Raw genomic sequence first — 14,720 nt, 5'->3', positions numbered from 1 at the left:
TGAGCAACATAAAGTTGCTGTGTGACTTTTTAACGACAGAAAAATGAACAAATCATGACAGTGGACATAATAGGTAGGTAATCAAAGCACAAAACAGTAAAATGTGTGGGGCAAAGCAATGACTAAGCAAAAAAGAAGTGTAGGGGCTTAACTGTGTTTAAAGTCTAGGTTAAGCGCTTCCGATAAAATTGGACCAAGATAACAACACACTTTTGAAATCTTCCAGACCACAGCCGCTAATAGACTCTTGGTCGTACAATTCGGTGTCTTGAGGAATATCTATCTCTCCCTCTTCGCGAGTAATAGTTGCATAAACCTCGACCTCATCGCGGTTTAACTCCATATTGAATTCTCGTCCGCATAATTCATAATGCTCAATATCTTTGTTTTCTAGTTGTTTGATCACATTTAAAAGGTGTGCGATTTTATGATGATCACGACCTAATTCTTCACTAAACCATAAGCCAAGTGTTTCCGCACCCATATCAAATATCGCCATGGGTTCGGCCCGGTCGTTTCTAATAAATTGATAGTCCATAGGGTAGGGTATCCAAAGTAAAAGGTTAAAAAATGTCGCCTCGTTCTTCGATTTGCGTGAGGTAAACCCGCAAATCAAACTCTAACTGATGATAATTAGGCAGCATGTGCAAACACAGTTGATAGAAGGCCTTATTGTGGTCTTTCTCTTTTAAATGCGCTAACTCATGTACCACGATCATATTTAGAAAAGGTTCTGGTACACGCTTAAACAGTGTACTGACACGAAGCTCGTTCTTACTTTTCAGTCTCCCGCCTTGCACTCTAGAAACATAGGTGTGCATACCTAAGGCATGATTTACCACATGAATTTTGGGATCAAATGCAACTTTGCTCAGAGGTGACGACTTGCGCATGAATCGATTTTTTAACGCCATTACGTACTCCCGCAAGGCATTATCGTTACTTACTTCATGCACACTTGGATAGTTCGCATAAATATACTCTTTGAGTTTGTTTTCCACTAATAGTCGTTCAATTTTTTCCTGTAAGTGTTCAGGATATGCTGCTAAGTACTTCATCCTCATGGAATTATTTGTCGCTCGGTTTTTTGGGCTCAGGCCAAACAAAATCTGTCGAGGGTGAGGCAGTTGGTGTGTTTTGTGGTTCTGGCGATCTAGTCTGACTTGTCGACTGAGATTTAGGTACCGAACGGCGCATCGTATATAGGTAAAGCTCTTCAACTTTGCTGCGTGCCCACGGGGTTTTACGTAAAAACTTTAGACTTGATTTAACACTTGGATCACTGCCGAAACAATTGATTTTAACTTGCTCGTGCATTTGCGCCCAACCCAGTTTTTCAACTAATGTTTCGACGATTTGTTGCAAAGTTAGCCCATGCAAAGGGTTATTTTTCTGAACTGTCATACTGATCACATCTGAAATAAATTGATATTGCGTAAAGTATTTTACGCCTGAAAGCACATTAGATAACAATGCCTTGTGGGGTTGCGACTGAACCCGATGGTTGTTCAGGATAGGTTGCAAGCAAACGTCGTGAGCCCTGTTCATCCACTTGTTCTAATTTAACAGAAAATCCCCACAAATGATGTAAATGCTGAAGGACTTTATGATAGCTGTCAGCCAAAGGAATACCGTGTTGAGGTAGATAGGAAAGAGTGATAGAGCGATCGCCACTGGCATCAATCTCGTACACCTGAATATTTGGCTCTAAGTTACTCAAGTTATACTGAGCTGACAGCTTTTCTCTGATGGTATGGTAGCCCACTTCGTCATGAATGGCAGATACATCTATAAACGTTTTTTGTTCATCATCTTCGATGGCAAAAAACTTAAAATCACGCATCAACTTTGGTGATAAAAACTGGCTGATAAAGCTCTCATCTTTGAAGTTTTGCATGGCGAAATGTACGGTTTCGACCCAATCTTTACCAGCAATATCTGGGAACCAAGACTTATCTTCATCAGTTGGCGATTGGCATATGCGTTTGATATCCATAAACATATTAAAACCTAATGCATAAGGGTTTATACCTGAATAATTGGGGTGATTATAGGCTGGTTGAACTACAACATTGGTGTGACTATGTAAGAACTCCAGCATAAATTTGTCGCTGACTTTCCCTTCATCATAAAGATGATTAAGAATATGATAATGCCAAAAGCATGCCCAACCCTCGTTCATCACCTGTGTTTGTTTTTGCGGGTAAAAGTATTGTGAAATCTTGCGTACAATACGGACTAACTCACGTTGCCAAGGTTCAAGCAGGGGCGCATTTTTCTCAATGAAATATAGCAAATTCTCTTGCGGTTCAGAGGGAAAACGTTGTGCTTGCTGGGTATCTTTTGCCTCTGATTTAGGTAGTGTTCGCCATAAATCATTAACCTGAGACTGGATATGTTGTTCTCGATTTTGCTGACGTTCTCGTTCAATTTGCAAAGAAATTTTTTGCGGACGTTTATAGCGGTCAACGCCAAAACTCATCAGCGCATGGCAGGAGTCCAATACATTTTCGACCTCGCTTACACCGTATTTTTGTTCGCACTGAGTGACGTAGTTTTTAGCGAACAATAGATAATTAATAATAGAGCTGGCATCCGTCCACGCCTTAAACAGGTAATTACCTTTGAAGAAAGAATTGTGCCCGTAGCACGCATGGGCGATCACTAGCGCCTGCATGGTAATAGTATTCTCCTCCATTAAGTAAGCGATGCAGGGATTTGAATTAATAACGATTTCATATGCTAGGCCCATTTGTCCGCGACGATAATTTTGTTCTGACTGAATGAATTTTTTTCCATAAGACCAGTGGGCATAATTAACGGGCATGCCAATACTCGCATAGGCATCCATCATATGTTCAGCGGTAATGATTTCAATTTGATTAGGATAAATGTCCAGACCATAATGTTTCGCGACTCGGTCTATTTCTTGTTCGTATTGGGTCAATAATTCGAATGTCCAATCTGGTCCATCATTTAATGTATTTTCTTTGGGCTTTCTTCTCACCTTATGACACTCCTTTTGGTTTCTCGACACTTTGGTCGAATAACTCTCGGAATACTGGATAGATATCAGCGACATTTGTGATGTGTTTAATCGCAAAATTAAGGTGTGTTTCGCAGAGTTTTTGGTATTCGTGCCATAGTTTCTGATGTTGACGATCGGTTATTTCGATATAGGCGAAATACCTCAGCATGGGTAACAAGCTTTGTTCTAATAGACGTGTACAAATTTGACAGTCTTCTGTCCAATTGTCACCATCAGATGCTTGGGCTGCATATATATTCCACTCATGGCTGTCGAAACGCTCGGCGATAATATCTTGCATAAGTTTTAATGCACTGGATACAATCGTGCCGCCTGTTTCTGTGGAATAAAAGAATTCTTGTTCATCTACCTCTTTGGCTTGAGTATGGTGGTGAATGTACACCACCTCTACGTTCTTATAAGTTCGGGTTAAAAAAAGGTACAGTAATATATAAAAGCGTTTAGCCATGTCTTTGGTGGCTTGATCCATTGAGCCGGAAACGTCCATCAAGCAAAACATAACCGCTTTACTCGACGGGATGGGACGTTTTTGGTAGTTACGAAATCGTAAATCAAAGGTATCGATAAAGGGCACCCGTGCAATGGACTTTTTTAATGCCTCAATATCTTTTTCGAGCTGCATAATTCGAAGTTGGTCAGGTACTTTCTCAGCGCTTAGCTCAGTTAATTGAAGCTCAAGCACACGCAATTCTCTTTTTTTACCTGCGGTTAACGCTATGCGTCTGGCAACCGATCCTTTTAGTGAGCGCACCACATCTAAATTACTTGGTACACCGTCTGATACGAAACCCGCTCGATGACTTTCGTATTGAACAAAATGCGCTTGTTGATTTTTCTGCAAGTTGGGTAAAACAAGATCTTCAAACAGCAAATCTAAATATTCATCTTTGGATATTTGGAAAATAAAGTCATCTTGGCCTTCCCCTGAATTACTAGCATCGCTGCCATTTCCTTGTCCATTTTCGCCTTGAGGGCGCTTAATCTGGTCGCCCGCATTAAATTGATCATTACCAGGGTGCACTATACCGCGAGTACCCCCTTTACCTGTATGAAATATGGGCTCTGAAATATCGCGACTCGAAATACCAATTTTCTCACCACTATTAATGTCAGTCACACTGCGCTTATTGATAGAGTCAGCCACGGCCTTTTTGATCTGCTCCTTGTAGCGGCGCAGGAATCGTTGTCGGTTAACTGTGCTCTTCCCTTTGCCGTTGAGTCGTCGATCAATAAAATGGGCCATACTGCTTTACCTCAATGGATGCCATTGGATGTGTTGTAATATGGATTAAGAGGATTTCCTAACCCGCAAGTACCATTCACATAGTAGTCTTACCTGTTTCTGGGTATAACCTTTCTCTGCCATCCGCTGTACAAAGTCATCGTGTTTTTTCTCGTCTTCTGTTGAGCCTTTTTTGTTGAACGAGATCACCGGTAGTAAATCCTCGGTGTTCGAGAACATTTTTTTCTCAATAACGGTACGGAGTTTTTCATAACTGGTCCAACTCGGATTTTTGCCTTCATTGTTAGCTCTGGCACGCAAGACGAAATTAACAATTTCATTGCGAAAATCTTTGGGATTACTGATACCAGCAGTCTTCTCTATTTTCTCAAGTTCAGTATTCAATGCTTCTCTGTCGAATAATTGCCCTGTTTCTGGGTCGCGATACTCTTGATCTTGGATCCAAAAATCAGCATATACGACGTAGCGATCAAATAAGTTTTGGCCGTACTCTGAATATGATTCTAGATACGAGGTTTGAATTTCCTTACCAATGAATTCTACGTATTTAGGGATCAGGTAGCCTTTCAAATGCTCTTTATATTTCTCTGCCAGCTCGGTGGGGAATTGCTCCCGTTCAATCTGACGTTCAAGCACGTAAAATAAATGCACTGGGTTGGCCGCTAATTCTTGTTGATCAAAGTTAAATACCCTAGACAAAATCTTAAATGCAAAACGAGTAGACAGACCTTGCATGCCCTCATCAACTCCTGCGTAATCTCGGTATTCCTGATACGATTTCGCTTTTGGGTCGGTGTCTTTCAGACTTTCCCCATCATAGACCCGCATTTTTGAATAAATGCTCGAGTTTTCTGGCTCTTTGAGTCGAGACAATACGCTAAACTGAGCCAACGATTCCAACGTGTCAGGTGCACAAGTAGCACCAACCAATTCACTGTTATCGATCAATTTTTGGTAAATTTGAATTTCTTCTGATACCCGCAAACAATAAGGAACATTAACAATAAATACCCGGTCTAAAAACGCTTCGTTATTCTTATTGTTGCGGAAGGTTTGCCACTCTGATTCGTTAGAATGGGCCAATATAACCCCCTCAAAAGGTAACGCGGATAAACCTTCAGTCGAGTTGTAGTTGCCTTCCTGAGTTGCTGTTAACAAAGGGTGTAGCACCTTAATTGGGGCTTTGAACATTTCTACAAATTCCATTAATCCCTGATTTGCTCGACAAAGCGAACCAGAGTAACTATAAGCATCGGGATCATTTTGTGCGTAATGTTCAAGGCGTCTAATATCGACTTTTCCTACTAAAGCTGAGATATCTTGGTTATTTTCGTCTCCAGGCTCTGTTTTAGCGATTGCAATTTGATCCAAAATCGACGGATGTAACTTGATGACTTTGAATTGACGAATATCACCATTGTATTCATGTAGGCGTTTGCGTGCCCATGGGGACATAACAGTTTTAAGATAACGAGGGGCAATACCATATTCATCAAGAAGTAAGCGGCCGTCTTCATTTACATCAAATAAACTTAAAGGATGGTCGTTTACAGGAGAATTTTTTAGCACGTATATGGGCTGTTGCTGCATTAATTCTTTAAGTTTTTCAGCTAATGATGACTTTCCGCCTCCCACAGGACCAAGCAAATAAAGTACTTGTTTTTTCTCTTCAAGTCCTTGGGACGCATGACGCAGGTAAGAAACAATTTGTTCGATTGATTCCTCCATGCCATAGAAACCGTCAAAAGCTGGGTAGCGGGGGATAATACGGTTGGAAAATATTCTGCTCAACGCCGTATCTTTTGACGTATCTAACATTTCTGGCTCACCTATTGCCTTAAGTAAGCGTTCAGCAGCATTAGCATAAGCAGCGTTGTCTGATTTACAGATTTCTAAAAACTCGTCAATGCTAAGTTCCTCTTCCTTGCGGGCCTCATACCTTGACTGATATTGCTCTAAAATTCCCATAACTAAACCTCTCATATAGAAAAATTCCAGCTTGCACCCTTAAGATTAGACCCTTATTTGCATTTGTATGTTTCAGATTTAGAACAATATTTACTAGCAGAAGGAAAATAATGAGATTTAAGCACTAATGAAATAAGTGTCATTCTAAGGAAAGAAGATAGCAGTGGGGTGAAAGGACGAATATTTGTAATGAAAAATGCAGTGCGGTAATTTTAACACCCGATATAAAATACATATTTATTAGCAAGGCGAATAATACTTACTCAACAAATGTGAGGTCTCATTGCTGAAAAATTATATTTCGACCATAAAAAAGCCCCGATATTATCGAGGCTCCTTTGGTATTCTGTTCGCCTTGTCTTTAATGATCAGGCCAATCAGAATTGGAATTGCTTATGCAAAGTTGCTTGCAGCGAAATCCCAGTTTGCTAATGCCCAAAAACCTTCAAGGTATTTAGGACGAGCATTTCGGTAATCAATGTAATACGCGTGTTCCCACAAATCTACAGTTAGTAGAGGAGTTAGGCTCGCATCAGTTAGCGGCGTCGCTGCATTACTGGTATTTACTATGTCTAGGCTGCCGTCAGCCGTTTTTACTAGCCACGTCCAGCTTGAACCAAAGTTGTTAACAGCTTTATCGTTTAACGCTGCTTTGAAGTCAGCAAAAGAACCCCATTTTGCATTAATTGCATCAGCTAGTGCACCCGTTGGTTCACCGCCACCATTTGGGCTTAGGCTGTTCCAGTAAAATGTATGATTCCAGATTTGCGCGGCGTTATTGAAAACTCCACCTTCAGACGATTTAACGATCGCTTCAAGATCTTTGTTCGCCATATCAGTACCTTCAACTAGGCCATTTAGCTTAGCGACGTAAGTAGCGTGATGCTTACCATAGTGATACTCCAGCGTTTCAGCTGAGATATGTGGTTCTAATGCATTTTTTTCATACGGAAGAGCTGGTAATTCGAAAGCCATGATATTTCTCCATTTAAAGTTAACAATAATCGTGTGTCTGACCTTGTAAAAATGCTAGCTTTCTATACACGAATATAAAAAGACTTGCCCAAGGTTATTCTGAAACCCAGTCACCGATCTTTGGGCGCTTAGGTTACATTACAAGGGTATAAGTAGATAATAATTTGAAAGCAATAAAGATCACAAGTCGGCATTGGTATAATGCCGTTGAAAACGGTAAACTTGGCCGCATTGTTAGTGTTATTCAAATATTTAGTGAGAGTGTTCATGGAAACGGTTGAAAAAATTCAGCAGCAAATCAGCGAAAACCCAATTCTTTTATATATGAAAGGGTCACCTAAATTACCGAACTGTGGTTTTTCGGCACAAGCTTCACAAGCTTTGATGACATGTGGAGAAGAATTCGCTTATGTAGATATTCTTCAAAACCCTGACATTAGAGCTGAATTACCAAAGTATGCTGATTGGCCGACCTTCCCACAATTGTGGATCGACGGTGAATTAGTGGGTGGTTGTGACATCATTATGGAAATGGTCCAGCAAGGTGAGTTGCAGACACTTGTTAAAGAAAGTGCAGCAAAACGCGCAAAGTAGTCTACAGCCTATGCGGAGTCGTGTTTTCCGTAGTTGATGTGTTATTTACAGATATAAAAAAAGAGTCGATTAAGACTCTTTTTTTGTTTTCGCTTCTCTTTATTCGAGAATGATGACCGGAAAGCTAAAGTTTGGTCTCTGTGTCCCTAATAAATCGATATGTTTGTGTAGGTTGGGTTAACACACTTCTTTAAACAGGGATTCATCAATAATAGTATTGTCAACGATGCTTTGCGCCATTCGTACACATTTGCCGCACTGATCACCAACGCCCAGCGCTTCACGCAGCTGACGCATATTGCCCACACCGTCTTCGCGAACGGCCTGTTTAATTGCTTTATCGGTGATACCATGACACAAACAAACGTACATAATTAACCTTACTGAATCTTGATGTAAATGATAATAATTGTTGTTTGCACTAATTTCAAGCCTTTATTGCAAATTTTGCATAATTAATAGCCTATCTATTGCTACTAGTAGGGTGAGAAATAATAGCTGTTTAAATTATCTATCGACCCCTTGGTTTTTACTATTCAATGCTTACTATATCTTGATGCTAAAAGAGTGTGATAACCGATTAATTGTCGTTACACTATGTGCCAGTTATTTTTAAACCCAAAAAGAATGGAGATCAAAATGAGTGTTTTAGTTAGTCGCCCAGCCCCAGATTTTACCGCCGCAGCTGTATTAGGAAATGGCGATATAGTCGAAAACTTTACCTTGAGTGAAGCGATCAAAGGCAAAAAAGCAGTATTGTTTTTTTATCCTCTTGATTTCACTTTCGTTTGCCCTTCTGAATTGATCGCATTTGACAAACGTTATGAAGAGTTCAAAAAACGTGGTGTTGAAGTAATTGCTGTATCTATTGATTCTCAATTTACCCATAACGCATGGCGTAACACTGCTATCAATGATGGCGGTATCGGCAAAGTAAAATACGCAATGGTTGCCGATGTTAAGCACGAAATTTGTCAAGCATATGATGTTGAGCATCCAGATGCTGGTGTTGCTTTTCGTGGTTCGTTCTTGATTGATGCAGAAGGTGTTGTTCGTCACCAAGTCGTTAACGATCTTCCTTTAGGTCGTAACATTGATGATATGTTGCGTATGGTTGATGCACTTAACTTCCATGAAGAGCATGGTGAAGTTTGTCCTGCAGGTTGGCAAGTTGGCCAAAAAGGTATGGTAGACAGCCCTGAAGGTGTTGCTAGTTATCTTTCACAGAACGCTGATTCACTTTAATATTAGTAAAGTGAACAACGAATAAATAAACCGCTGATTTCAGCGGTTTTTTTTGTCTCTAATACCGTCATTTCCGATGCGCTAATCTTTTTCAGGCGTTGGCCATCCGCAGGCGCTTTGCCATTTATTCACAATGTAACAGTATAGTTCAGCTGTTTTTTGGGTGTCGTATAAAGCAGAATGGGCTTCGTTTTGGTCAAAGCTAATATTCGCTGCTTGGCAGGCTTTTACTAAAACCGTTTGACCAAGGGCCAGACCCGACAGGGTTGTGGTATCAAAAGATACAAATGGGTGAAACGGCGTGCGTTTAATTTTACTGCGTTCAATCGCAGCGTTAATAAACCCTAGGTCGAATGCTGCATTATGGGCGACCATGACTGAGCGCTGACAATCTGCTTCTTTTTGCTCCTTTCTGATCTGCTTACATAAATCTTTAATGACTTCAGTCTCATCTAATGCCCCGCGCAGCGCGCACCAAGGATCTATACCATTAAAGTCTAGTGCGGCTTTTTCCAAATTTGCGCCTTCAAATGGTACAACATGGTAGTGAAAGGTCTTATCGGGTGTTAAAAAACCTTTGTTATCCATTTTTGTAGTGATCGCTGCCACTTCAAGTAACGCATCCGTTTTGGCATTAAAGCCAGCCGTTTCGACATCAACAATAACTGGGAAGTAGCCTCTGAATCTGTCTTTAAGAAGAAATTGGGGATCTGACATAGCGGCCTAGTAGGAGAAAAATATGGCGTGATTATGTCAATTATCCTTAGTCCCTGCCACCCTTGAAAGGCAATTATCTGCGGAAGTTTATTCTTAAGCAGGCTGGGCAATAGGTGTATTTAGGGTTAAGATTTTACTTGGTGAGTCGATAAACAATCTAGACGCATGGGGATATTCCCTGTCCTGAACTTACTATTACGAAAAAAGACTTATGAAAATAATTTTATTTGTAGTGTCACTGACGTTTGCGGGGTCTCTATCCGCAGGTTTACGTCAATATGCAGCTAAGATAGAGACCTCTGATTGGCAATTAAGCCAACATAATCGGTTGCAATGTACGCTGGCTCATCAAATACCTGGTTACGGGCAGGCATTATTTACCAGCATGGCATCTAAGCAATTGAATATGGAGTTTGAGCTGGATATGCTGCGACTGCCGAAAAGTTTTGGTATGGCCGCCGTATACTCAGTGCCACCTAAATGGATGCCTGGCCAAATGCAGCACGCAATTGCTGATATGACCATTCGTAAACAATATAACGGAGATCTACCTGAGCAGGCCGCTTGGACCATGTTGTCTGAACTCGAGAAAGGCTTCTGGCCGACTATCTATTATCAGGATTGGTATAACCAGAACGACAAGATAGCTGTTGGGCTAAATGCCAGTAATTTCGCCATACCCTATGAAAGCTTCGCCCAATGCGTTGCCGATCTATTGCCTTATAGTTTTGATGATATTGCCTATACGATCTTGGATTACAAAAAAAACAGCACGGAACTAACCAAATATTCTCAACGTCGATTGGATATGATCGGTCAGTATTTGAAAGAAGACAACGAAATGGATTTAGTATTACTTGATGGTTATAGCGATAGTTATGGTGGTCGAGATATGAACCACACGTTATCCGTCAGCCGAGCTGTGGAAATTAAAAATTACTTCAGTGAGATGGGAGTTGAGCCTCAACGCATCGATGTTACCGGACATGGTGAGCGTAGGCATGTCGCCCCAAATAGTAATGAAATGTCTCGAGCAAAGAACCGTCGTGTGGTCATTCGGATGGCCAAGCCGTAACGTAGTTACATTTCCAATGCTATAAACTCTATATCAACAAAGCCGATTAACATTCAATGCTAATCGGCTTTTTAATGCCGCGTAATTTTGCTCAAATCTGTTTAATCATGCAAATAGTCCACTACGGTATCGGTAAAATCTGTAAACAACCCATCCACTTTTAGGTCTTTGAATAGCAGATCTAATACTTGTTGCTTCGTTACACCTTCTGGTAATGCATCTTGTCGAAAGGTGTAAGGGTGAATATCAAGCCCTACTGCATGGGCATTTTTGACCAGGCCAGTGGGTTGCATCGTTTGCATATCTACCAATTGTGGTATCCAGGGACCAATTCCTTGCACGACGGTAGCTAACTCCTTAAGTTTTGCGGGGGTACGTAATACGTCGTAATCCGTTGCAGACTCACCCCAATCATTTTCACCGAGCAATTGAATCAGTTTTACTTTTGCGCCCAAATCATTGCGTACACGCTTTAATTCGGCGTAATCAAAACACTGTACATAGATCGCTTTGTTGGCGTCATCTAAATCATGCTTGCGTAAAGTAGCCAAAACAATTTTACTAATATCTACACCTTGCTCAAGATGCCAAGCAGGGGATTTTATTTCAGAATAAAAACCGATATTTTTATCAAATTGACGATTGAGTTGCGTGATTAATTCAATTTGTTCTTCAAAAGTCGCAATGGTGAACTGAGCAGTACCTTGATAGCGTTGCTGAAAAATTTGTTTACCATCAAGATCACTACGCTCATGTACGGTCAAAGACTTTAACTCAGCTAGCGTGAAATCAAGTGCGTAGTAACGTCCATCTTCTCGTTTTCGCAGTGGAAATTTGTCGGCGACATTGGTGACGGTATCTAAATGAATATCGTGCAATACCACAGGGACGCCGTCCTTGCTTATCACTACATCTTGTTCGATGAAGTCAGCACCCATAGCAAACGCTAAGGTAGTTGATTCCATTGTGTGTTCAGGTAAGTACCCTGATGCGCCACGATGAGCGATAACGAGAGGTATTGCCCAGCTGACTTGGCTCAGCAGCAACGTGCCAAGGGATAACGACAAAATAGATTTTTTCATGCTGACTCCAATGTCATAGTTTCCATTAGTGAGGGAGTTAATGGTTTTGAATAAGCTCTATAGCGTAACCATCTGGATCGCGGACAAAGGCTATAATAGTACTGCCACCTTTCACTGGGCCTGCGTCACGGTATACATCGGCGCCTTGTTTTTTTAACTGCTCACAGACTTTATAAATATCGTCCACGCCGATAGCTATATGCCCATATGCGGTGCCCATTTCGTAACTGGCTTGGTCCCAGTTGTGCGTGAGTTCTAACACAGTTTGGCTATCTTCTTCGCCGTAGCCAACAAAAGCTAAGGTATAGCGATACTCTTCGTTTTCACTTCGACGCAACAACTTCATGCCGAGGACTTCAGTATAAAAAGCAAGAGAACGATTTAAATCTCCAACCCGTAACATGGTGTGTAATAGGCGCATAAAGATCCTTATTAATTAACAAAAAAAGTAGCCAAGCCACTGATTATAGCGGGTTAAACATCACAACTATATGACAAAGAGTAACAAAGCATTGAGCATTAGCGATGTAATAAATAGGTAGGGATGTGCTGCTACCGAACAACGAGGTAACAGCAGTTATTGAATGGACGCAACTAACTACTTAATTTTAAGCCAATCACACCTAACGTAATGGTCAATAGGCTTAATATCCGTAGTACCGTTACTGGCTCATTGAACAAAATCATACCTAGGATAGCCGTGCCGATGAGCCCAACTACAACCCAGACAGCATAAGCAGTACCAGCGGGAAGTGTTTTCATGGCGACACTCAACAGACCAAAACTAATAGCCATGGCAATTAAGGTAAATAAAGACGGCCAAAACCTACTGAAACCATCGCTGTATTTAAGACCAATCGCCCACACAACTTCAAATAAGCCCGCGATTAAAAGAATAACCCAGTTCATTTTACACCTACCAATTTTAAGTTGGGTCGTCCCAGATAAAAGGCGAGGGATGAGGTCGTCCTCATTTCATTGAATTAGTTGAAAATTGATTGTCGAAATGACCTCAGCATTTTAGCATATTGAGCATGCACATAGTCAAACGTCTAATACAAGTGCATCAAACCACCATCAATACTGCAGCGACTCCTGTTACCGCTAATACCAACCAGCGGTATTGCTTGTCAGGAATTCGTTTGACGATTTTCACACCAGCGTAAGCACCGAGAGCAATAAAAGGCAGACTTATCAGGTTTAACATAAACGAATTGAGTGAGATGGTATGCCAACTAAAAATATGAAATGGCACTTTAAATAGATTAATCGCTAGAAAAAACCACGCGCCTGTGCCGATATATTCATTTTTTGGAAGTCGCATACTGAGTAAGTAAAGTGCCATTACCGCTCCTGCAAGGTTACCTATCATGGTGGTAAAACCACCGAGTAACCCCATCAATATGGCGAACCACAAGTAATCTGGAACATTTTCTTTATTGGCCGTTTCCATCCACAACATGATCCCCAAACTGATAAAAATGATGATCCCCATGATCAATCTAAACAGTTGATCGTCGATATAATTTCCGACCACAGTTGCGATAACCACTCCGACTGCTGCCGATGGAAATAGTTTTAATAAATATGACCAATTTGCATGGCGATGGTAATACTTTACGGCGAATAAATCCGCCATGATCAGCAAAGGCAACATCAGCCCTGAAGATTCTTTCCCACCAAAAATAATCGCCATCACTGGAACCGTAAACATGGATACGCCACTGACCCCAGTTTTAGCCATACCAATCAAAAATGCCGTTAAAAAAAGTAGACTGAGAGTGGTGTAATTGAGTGAATACGAGAACAACTCCAACATATTTTTAGCTAGTCCTTGTAAAGATCAGTCTGGTCCTTGGCATTTGTGCCGACAGCATTCACGTTTGATATAATTTATTGAAATGAGGTTTAAGGATGAATTACTTTTACGCGGCCTACTTGACCATCTTCGAGCCGTACTTTGATGCCATGGGGATGATTTGGCGAATTGGTCAGAAGTTTTTCAACCACCCCTTGAGTTAAGGTGTTGGTGCGTTGATGCTCCTTTAATACAACAGAAACTTCTGCTCCAATTTTCACGTTTGCACGTTTAGTCCCGTCCATTTTTTTGCTCCTAAGCTATGTCTGATTAACTGTTTATTCGTCTACTTTATCTTTGAATTCGCATAAGTCTTCTACTATGCATGAGCCACAACGAGGTTTGCGGGCAATACAGGTATAGCGTCCATGTAAAATAAGCCAGTGGTGTACGTCTACTTTAAACTCGGCAGGGACCACCTTAAGCAGTTTTTTCTCGACCAAATCAACATTTTTACCTACCGCAAATTTGGTCCGGTTACTCACCCGATCAATGTGGGTGTCGACGGCAATCGTCGGCCAGCCAAATGCAGTGTTAAGCACAACGTTAGCTGTTTTTCGCCCCACGCCCGGCAAGGCTTCTAGGGCCGCGCGGTTCTCTGGTATTTCTGAATTATGTTGATCTATCAGTATTTTACATGTTTTTATAACATTGACGGCTTTGGTATTGAACAAACCAATGGTTTTGATAAATTCTTTCACACCATCGACGCCTAGGGCGTAAACACTTTCAGGTGTATTAGCAACGGGAAACATTTTTGCCATGGCCTTATTCACACTTACATCGGTGGCTTGGGCAGATAACAACACGGCAATCAATAATTCAAATGGACTGGTAAAGTTTAACTCTGTGGTCGGGTGTGGGTTAGCATCACGCCAACGCGTTAACATCTCAATGCGTTTTTGTTGATTCAT

Annotated in this window: 18 protein-coding genes; 3 read left to right on the top strand and 15 right to left on the bottom strand. The window is 41.1% G+C overall.

Translation table 11 applies throughout. The features are described from left to right. Window positions 1–169 precede the first annotated feature (169 nt). The 7 genes from GQR89_RS14260 to GQR89_RS14230 all read right to left on the bottom strand — a co-directional run bounded on the left by GQR89_RS14260 (window position 170) and on the right by GQR89_RS14230 (window position 7,235). Window positions 170–538: a YacL family protein gene (locus GQR89_RS14260; protein WP_158770651.1), complete on the bottom strand. Its 369-nt coding sequence runs from the start codon at window positions 536–538 to the stop codon at window positions 170–172. Between the two features lie 25 nt (window positions 539–563). After that, window positions 564–1,058, bottom strand: a complete 495-nt coding sequence (locus tag GQR89_RS14255) for a M48 family metallopeptidase (RefSeq protein WP_158770650.1) — start codon at window positions 1,056–1,058, stop codon at window positions 564–566. 10 nt (window positions 1,059–1,068) lie between these two features. After that, entirely contained in the window at window positions 1,069–1,404 is a 336-nt protein-coding gene (locus GQR89_RS14250) for a VF530 family DNA-binding protein (RefSeq protein WP_158770649.1), read from the bottom strand. A 58-nt stretch (window positions 1,405–1,462) separates the two neighbouring features. Then, the gene (locus GQR89_RS14245) at window positions 1,463–3,007 is read right to left on the bottom strand and encodes a SpoVR family protein (RefSeq protein WP_158770648.1); all 1,545 of its coding nucleotides are present in this window, start codon (window positions 3,005–3,007) and stop codon (window positions 1,463–1,465) included. 1 nt (window position 3,008) lies between these two features. After that, window positions 3,009–4,292 carry a YeaH/YhbH family protein gene (locus GQR89_RS14240; RefSeq protein ID WP_158770647.1) on the bottom strand — a complete coding sequence of 428 codons (1,284 nt, stop codon included), beginning with the start codon at window positions 4,290–4,292 and terminating at the stop codon, window positions 3,009–3,011. A 45-nt stretch (window positions 4,293–4,337) separates the two neighbouring features. Then, window positions 4,338–6,260 (bottom strand): PrkA family serine protein kinase, encoded by a 1,923-nt coding sequence (locus GQR89_RS14235; protein WP_158772276.1) that lies wholly within the window; start codon window positions 6,258–6,260, stop codon window positions 4,338–4,340. Between the two features lie 393 nt (window positions 6,261–6,653). Then, a complete protein-coding gene (locus GQR89_RS14230; protein ID WP_158770646.1) occupies window positions 6,654–7,235 on the bottom strand; it encodes a Fe-Mn family superoxide dismutase in 582 nt (193 codons plus the stop codon). A 267-nt stretch (window positions 7,236–7,502) separates the two neighbouring features. Between GQR89_RS14230 and GQR89_RS14225 the strand changes: the two genes are divergently transcribed. Then, window positions 7,503–7,829: a Grx4 family monothiol glutaredoxin gene (locus GQR89_RS14225; RefSeq protein ID WP_158770645.1), complete on the top strand. Its 327-nt coding sequence runs from the start codon at window positions 7,503–7,505 to the stop codon at window positions 7,827–7,829. A gap of 177 nt (window positions 7,830–8,006) precedes the next feature. Here the strand turns inward: GQR89_RS14225 and GQR89_RS14220 are convergent, their stop codons facing one another. Further along, a complete protein-coding gene (locus tag GQR89_RS14220; RefSeq protein ID WP_006993419.1) occupies window positions 8,007–8,201 on the bottom strand; it encodes a bacterioferritin-associated ferredoxin in 195 nt (64 codons plus the stop codon). Window positions 8,202–8,468: 267 nt separating this feature from the next. Here GQR89_RS14220 and GQR89_RS14215 point away from each other — a divergent pair, with 267 nt between their 5' ends. Then, entirely contained in the window at window positions 8,469–9,074 is a 606-nt protein-coding gene (locus GQR89_RS14215; RefSeq protein ID WP_158770644.1) for a peroxiredoxin C, read from the top strand. 81 nt (window positions 9,075–9,155) lie between these two features. Here GQR89_RS14215 and rnt read toward each other — a convergent pair whose 3' ends face one another. Further along, window positions 9,156–9,791 carry a ribonuclease T gene (rnt, locus tag GQR89_RS14210; RefSeq protein WP_158770643.1) on the bottom strand — a complete coding sequence of 212 codons (636 nt, stop codon included), beginning with the start codon at window positions 9,789–9,791 and terminating at the stop codon, window positions 9,156–9,158. Window positions 9,792–10,002: 211 nt separating this feature from the next. Between rnt and GQR89_RS14205 the strand changes: the two genes are divergently transcribed. Beyond that, window positions 10,003–10,866, top strand: a complete 864-nt coding sequence (locus GQR89_RS14205; protein WP_158770642.1) for an OmpA family protein — start codon at window positions 10,003–10,005, stop codon at window positions 10,864–10,866. A gap of 101 nt (window positions 10,867–10,967) precedes the next feature. Here the strand turns inward: GQR89_RS14205 and glpQ are convergent, their stop codons facing one another. The 6 genes from glpQ to nth all read right to left on the bottom strand — a co-directional run bounded on the left by glpQ (window position 10,968) and on the right by nth (window position 14,720). Beyond that, window positions 10,968–11,948: a glycerophosphodiester phosphodiesterase gene (gene glpQ, locus GQR89_RS14200; RefSeq protein WP_158770641.1), complete on the bottom strand. Its 981-nt coding sequence runs from the start codon at window positions 11,946–11,948 to the stop codon at window positions 10,968–10,970. A gap of 37 nt (window positions 11,949–11,985) precedes the next feature. Next, a complete protein-coding gene (gene gloA, locus GQR89_RS14195) occupies window positions 11,986–12,369 on the bottom strand; it encodes a lactoylglutathione lyase (RefSeq protein WP_158770640.1) in 384 nt (127 codons plus the stop codon). Between the two features lie 173 nt (window positions 12,370–12,542). Further along, window positions 12,543–12,857: a quaternary ammonium compound efflux SMR transporter SugE gene (gene sugE / locus GQR89_RS14190; RefSeq protein WP_158770639.1), complete on the bottom strand. Its 315-nt coding sequence runs from the start codon at window positions 12,855–12,857 to the stop codon at window positions 12,543–12,545. 157 nt (window positions 12,858–13,014) lie between these two features. Next, on the bottom strand, window positions 13,015–13,767 hold the full coding sequence (locus GQR89_RS14185) for a sulfite exporter TauE/SafE family protein (protein ID WP_158770638.1): 753 nt from the start codon (window positions 13,765–13,767) through the stop codon (window positions 13,015–13,017). An 89-nt stretch (window positions 13,768–13,856) separates the two neighbouring features. Beyond that, window positions 13,857–14,051 (bottom strand): YwbE family protein, encoded by a 195-nt coding sequence (locus tag GQR89_RS14180; RefSeq protein WP_158770637.1) that lies wholly within the window; start codon window positions 14,049–14,051, stop codon window positions 13,857–13,859. A gap of 33 nt (window positions 14,052–14,084) precedes the next feature. After that, window positions 14,085–14,720 carry an endonuclease III gene (nth, locus tag GQR89_RS14175; protein WP_158770636.1) on the bottom strand — a complete coding sequence of 212 codons (636 nt, stop codon included), beginning with the start codon at window positions 14,718–14,720 and terminating at the stop codon, window positions 14,085–14,087.

The sequence above is a fragment of the Paraglaciecola sp. L1A13 genome (assembly GCF_009796745.1).
Taxonomy (GTDB): domain Bacteria; phylum Pseudomonadota; class Gammaproteobacteria; order Enterobacterales; family Alteromonadaceae; genus Paraglaciecola.
This window is presented reverse-complemented; position numbering and strand designations above follow the sequence as displayed.

Bases quoted from the DNA above. Each gene is read 5' to 3' on its own strand.
- GQR89_RS14260 (WP_158770651.1), bottom strand. From the start codon at position 538: ATGGACTATCAATTTATTAGAAACGACCGGGCCGAACCCATGGCGATA.
- GQR89_RS14255 (WP_158770650.1), bottom strand. From the start codon at position 1,058: ATGAAGTACTTAGCAGCATATCCTGAACACTTACAGGAAAAAATTGAA.
- GQR89_RS14250 (WP_158770649.1), bottom strand. From the start codon at position 1,404: ATGACAGTTCAGAAAAATAACCCTTTGCATGGGCTAACTTTGCAACAA.
- GQR89_RS14240 (WP_158770647.1), bottom strand. From the start codon at position 4,292: ATGGCCCATTTTATTGATCGACGACTCAACGGCAAAGGGAAGAGCACA.
- GQR89_RS14235 (WP_158772276.1), bottom strand. From the start codon at position 6,260: ATGGGAATTTTAGAGCAATATCAGTCAAGGTATGAGGCCCGCAAGGAA.
- GQR89_RS14230 (WP_158770646.1), bottom strand. From the start codon at position 7,235: ATGGCTTTCGAATTACCAGCTCTTCCGTATGAAAAAAATGCATTAGAA.
- GQR89_RS14225 (WP_158770645.1), top strand. From the start codon at position 7,503: ATGGAAACGGTTGAAAAAATTCAGCAGCAAATCAGCGAAAACCCAATT.
- GQR89_RS14220 (WP_006993419.1), bottom strand. From the start codon at position 8,201: ATGTACGTTTGTTTGTGTCATGGTATCACCGATAAAGCAATTAAACAG.
- GQR89_RS14215 (WP_158770644.1), top strand. From the start codon at position 8,469: ATGAGTGTTTTAGTTAGTCGCCCAGCCCCAGATTTTACCGCCGCAGCT.
- rnt (WP_158770643.1), bottom strand. From the start codon at position 9,791: ATGTCAGATCCCCAATTTCTTCTTAAAGACAGATTCAGAGGCTACTTC.
- GQR89_RS14205 (WP_158770642.1), top strand. From the start codon at position 10,003: ATGAAAATAATTTTATTTGTAGTGTCACTGACGTTTGCGGGGTCTCTA.
- glpQ (WP_158770641.1), bottom strand. From the start codon at position 11,948: ATGAAAAAATCTATTTTGTCGTTATCCCTTGGCACGTTGCTGCTGAGC.
- gloA (WP_158770640.1), bottom strand. From the start codon at position 12,369: ATGCGCCTATTACACACCATGTTACGGGTTGGAGATTTAAATCGTTCT.
- sugE (WP_158770639.1), bottom strand. From the start codon at position 12,857: ATGAACTGGGTTATTCTTTTAATCGCGGGCTTATTTGAAGTTGTGTGG.
- GQR89_RS14185 (WP_158770638.1), bottom strand. From the start codon at position 13,767: ATGTTGGAGTTGTTCTCGTATTCACTCAATTACACCACTCTCAGTCTA.
- GQR89_RS14180 (WP_158770637.1), bottom strand. From the start codon at position 14,051: ATGGACGGGACTAAACGTGCAAACGTGAAAATTGGAGCAGAAGTTTCT.
- nth (WP_158770636.1), bottom strand. From the start codon at position 14,720: ATGAATCAACAAAAACGCATTGAGATGTTAACGCGTTGGCGTGATGCT.